The sequence below is a fragment of the Nocardia carnea genome (assembly GCF_029868855.1).
GTDB classification, from domain to species: Bacteria; Actinomycetota; Actinomycetes; order Mycobacteriales; family Mycobacteriaceae; genus Nocardia; species Nocardia carnea_A.
Genome location: NZ_JARWOV010000212.1, coordinates 1 through 3,607, shown reverse-complemented (window position 1 = coordinate 3,607; position 3,607 = coordinate 1). Strand labels below are relative to the sequence as shown.

Sequence of the window (3,607 nt, the reverse complement as noted above, 5' to 3'; positions counted from 1 at the left end):
CCCGGCCGGGGGCCCCGCGGGCCGCGGTGCAACCCCCGCCCCCCCCCCCGCGGGGGGTTCCAAACCGCAACCGGGGGGCCCCCCGGGGCCCCGCCCAACACAAACCCCCCCCCCGGCGCCCCGCCCGGGCCCCGCGGTAAGGGTGAAACGGTGCGGTAAGAGCGCACCAGCGCCCCGGGTGACCGGGGCGGCTCGGTAAACCCCGCCCGGAGCAAGGTCGAAGGCCGCACCCCACGGTGCGGTTGCGCAGGTGTTCGAGGGCTGCTCGCCCGAGCCTGCGGGTGGACCGCTCGAGGTACCCGGCGACGGTGTGCCCAGATGGATGGCCGCCACCCGGTGCGAACCGGGGACAGGATCCGGCTTACAGGCCGGCTCATCCGCGCCCGGAACGTCCGATGACCAGTGTGGATCCCCCCGTTGGAACTGCTGGAACCAGCGATTCCGACTCGGTACTCCGCCGAATCCGCGCCTCCGGCGACCCGCGCGACGGCAGGTCGAAGGGCGCTCCTGGAGACGGAAATCGACGGGACACGGGACCCCGGCGGGACAGTGGTCGACCGGCTACCGCAGGTCCCGATCCCGGGTTGTGCGGCGGCTCGAATTCGCTCTCTTCCGGTGGAGCAGCGTCACCGAACCCGGCTGACCTGGGGAGTGGGAGTACGAATCGCGGGTGCGGTGGTGGCCCGTGTAGAGGGGAGCTTGCGCATCGCGGTGGTGCTGCCCTCCGTATCGGATGTGGTGACTGCCCGGTCACGTGGCCGGCGCACGGGTGTGGTCCCGACTCTGCCGTGGGCCGTTTCCCATCCCGCGACGAACGCCCTCCGCACCGCATCCGCCTCGGCGGCGCCGATTCGGTGGGTTGTGCGGTACTCGTCCCAGGCTGCTTCGCGGGCCGCCCGGGCCCGGCTGTGGATACCCGCCCGCAACACCTCGGTGGCCAATTCGGTGACGGTGCGGCCCTTCACGGCAGCTCGGTCCATGAGGATCCGATGGTCCGCGCTCTGCAGGCGGACCAGGACGTCGATATAGCTCATCGGAACTTCCTCGGGGCTGAGCCTTCGCCGGAGCTGTGTCCGCTTCGGTTCGGGCGGGCGGTTTCGGTGGCGGACGCCTGGGCGTGTTACGGGCACAGGTGGCCGCCGGGCAACCTGTCGATGCGCTGCAACGACGCGGCTGTCTGTGTAGTCGCGCCGGTCTGTTCGGGGGTTACGACCCGAGGTGTCCCAAAAAATAGGGGTTGGACAGCCGCACCCGCACGAATTAGAGTCCCCGCGGTCGGCACGTCGCGGTGGACGGGCCGGAGTAGTACCGGTTATCGCCCTTTCCCGGCGGAGGCGTAGGTTCGAATCCTGCCGAGAACTTCGGTTTTCGTCGTCCAGCGGTCCAGGACACCCGAATACCGGCCTGCACACCACGCCCGTCCACCGTCCGGTGCAGGCGGGTGGATTTCATGGGGACGGGAGGGTTATATGACGATTCTGGTCACCGGGGCCACCGGCAATATCGGCCGGAAGGTGGTCGACGAACTGCTGTCCCGCGGCGTGGAGGACATCCGCGCACTGACCGTGAGCCCGGACAAGGCCGCGCTGCCGAAGAGGGTTGCGGCCGTTCGCGGGTATGTGCGCAAACCGGAGACGTTGCGCGGGGTGTTCGACGGCGTCGAGCGGATGTACCTGGCGCCGGCACCGGACACCGTGGAGGAAGTGGTGGCGCTGGCCAGGGCCGCCGGTGTGCGTCATATCGTCGACCTGTCCGGCGAACCCGACAGCTGGTGGGGCACGGTGTCGAACGCGGTGGAGGCGAGCGGCCTCGCGTGGACGCATCTGTGGCCCGGGGATTTCATGGAGAACACCGAGGTCTGGGCCCGCCAGATCCGGGAGACCGGCACGGTTCGCGAACCCGACCCCGACGCCGGGAGTACCCCGATCGCCATGGCCGATATCGCGGCCGTGGCCGCCGTGGCGCTGACCGGCGACGACCATACCGGCCGCGCCTATTCACTGACCGGGCCGGAGAAACTCACCCGAGCGCAACTGCTGGCGCAGCTGTCGTCGGCATTGGGCCGGGAGATCGAGTTCGTGCGGGCAACCCGTGATGAGACGATCCGGGTGCTGACCCCGACCATGGGGGATACCGCCACCTGGTATGTCGACAATGTACTCAGCGGCCTGGACGCGATCACTTTGCCACCGAACCGGGTAGCCGAAGAAATCCTCGGGCGCCCGGCGATGACGTTCGCCGAATGGGCGGCGCGCTACGCCTCCGGGATTTTCGGTCCGGAAACCGGAACGCGGGATTGAGCAAAAGGGAATTCCGCCCTCTCCGGAGTAATTCGGGCGGGTGTCTCGGCCCGGGTCGGAGACCGATCGCGGGATAGTTCGGAAAGGTCCGGTATAGGCGGTTGTTACTGCCGGCTGCACATCGCCGCGACCATCTGGTAGACGGCTTGGGTCTCCTGTGATGCCGGTGCGGTGCCACCGGTAGCGAGGCGTGCGGTGAGTGCGGTGGTGGTCTCTTCCTCGGGTTCACCGGACCGGATATCGGCACAGGTCTCGGTGAAGATCGCCGTGATCGCGGCATCATCGCGGCCCTCGGCCAGCCCGGGGAAAGCGCCGCGGAAGCCGATGACGAAGGAACCGGCCTTCACCTGGTCGATTTTCGCGGTATCGGGGTTCGCGACGGACGAAGTCGCGGTGGTTTCCGGCGCCGCGCTGTCGCTCTGGCAGGCGGTCGCGCCGACTGCGAGCACTACGAGGGCGGCGGGCAGGAGAAGTAAGGGTCTTTTCACGGCCCGGATGGTAACTCCACGAGGTGGACACCGTCCCCCGCCGGGCGGGGGACGATGTTCACCCAGTGGCACGTTCAGGCCGTGGGTCCGACGACGAACATCTGCGCCAGTGCGGTGGCCTGCTGCGGGCCGACGAGGGGGAGCAGATAGTCATAGATGAGAGTGGACATACGTGAGGAAACTCCAACTCGGGTTCGTTGAACGCTTACGGTCCGCCACAGTAGCAGTTGCGGGGGAGGGGCGAACTTTTCGCGAGAGATTCGTGCAGAGGTGGCATAAATGGTGATCGGCGTCATAAGGTATGCGCGTCGGCAGGTTCGCCGGCGCCCTCTTATGCGCTGTCGAGCCGATTCATACCTATCGAAGACAGGTCACATCACATATGCGGGTAGCACGTACCTTGGCAGCCGGAGCCTTCATCGCCGGGGCCGCATCCGTTCTCGCCACTGTGGGCGCCGGTTCGGCCGGTGCGGTCGCGGTGACACCGATGCCCGATGTCGGTGGGGTGCGGGTCGACCTCAGCCCCGCAGACACCCAGTGGGTGCACAACAGTAATTTCGGGCATGTGCTCGCGGCTATCCCGCATCCGTCGGCTCCCTCGTTCGGGATGGCGCTGGACGCGGCCGCGGCGGTGTCGTCGGCGCAGCCGAACGGCCGGGTGGTTTTCACCGTGTTCGGTCCGTTGCACGAACTGAACGGGTCGATGCTGGCAGTGCAGTAGCGCGGCAACGATTTTCGTGGGGGGGGGGGGGGCGCGGGCGGGCGGTTGGGGCCGCGCCCGGGGGGCGGCGGCGGGGGGGGGGGGGGGGGTGGGGTGGG

The 3,607-nt window shown here is 68.5% G+C and carries 4 protein-coding genes; 2 read left to right on the top strand and 2 right to left on the bottom strand.

Annotated elements, in window-relative coordinates; translation table 11 throughout:
* Window positions 1-626: 626 nt before the first annotated feature.
* Window positions 627-1,034, bottom strand: coding sequence for a hypothetical protein (locus QH195_RS20545; protein WP_280436636.1), 408 nt, complete (start codon window positions 1,032-1,034; stop codon window positions 627-629).
* 435 nt (window positions 1,035-1,469) lie between these two features.
* Between QH195_RS20545 and QH195_RS20540 the strand changes: the two genes are divergently transcribed.
* Window positions 1,470-2,300 (top strand): NAD(P)H-binding protein, encoded by an 831-nt coding sequence (locus tag QH195_RS20540; protein ID WP_280436635.1) that lies wholly within the window; start codon window positions 1,470-1,472, stop codon window positions 2,298-2,300.
* Between the two features lie 104 nt (window positions 2,301-2,404).
* Here QH195_RS20540 and QH195_RS20535 read toward each other — a convergent pair whose 3' ends face one another.
* Complete coding sequence (locus QH195_RS20535; protein ID WP_280436634.1) at window positions 2,405-2,788, bottom strand: hypothetical protein; 384 nt, start codon at window positions 2,786-2,788, stop codon at window positions 2,405-2,407.
* Between the two features lie 382 nt (window positions 2,789-3,170).
* Between QH195_RS20535 and QH195_RS20530 the strand changes: the two genes are divergently transcribed.
* Window positions 3,171-3,509: a hypothetical protein gene (locus QH195_RS20530; RefSeq protein ID WP_280422326.1), complete on the top strand. Its 339-nt coding sequence runs from the start codon at window positions 3,171-3,173 to the stop codon at window positions 3,507-3,509.
* Window positions 3,510-3,607 lie beyond the last annotated feature (98 nt).

Excerpts from the sequence above, each read along its gene's own strand:
- QH195_RS20545 (WP_280436636.1), bottom strand. The coding sequence starts at position 1,034 with ATGAGCTATATCGACGTCCTGGTCCGCCTGCAGAGCGCGGACCATCGG.
- QH195_RS20540 (WP_280436635.1), top strand. The coding sequence starts at position 1,470 with ATGACGATTCTGGTCACCGGGGCCACCGGCAATATCGGCCGGAAGGTG.
- QH195_RS20530 (WP_280422326.1), top strand. The coding sequence starts at position 3,171 with ATGCGGGTAGCACGTACCTTGGCAGCCGGAGCCTTCATCGCCGGGGCC.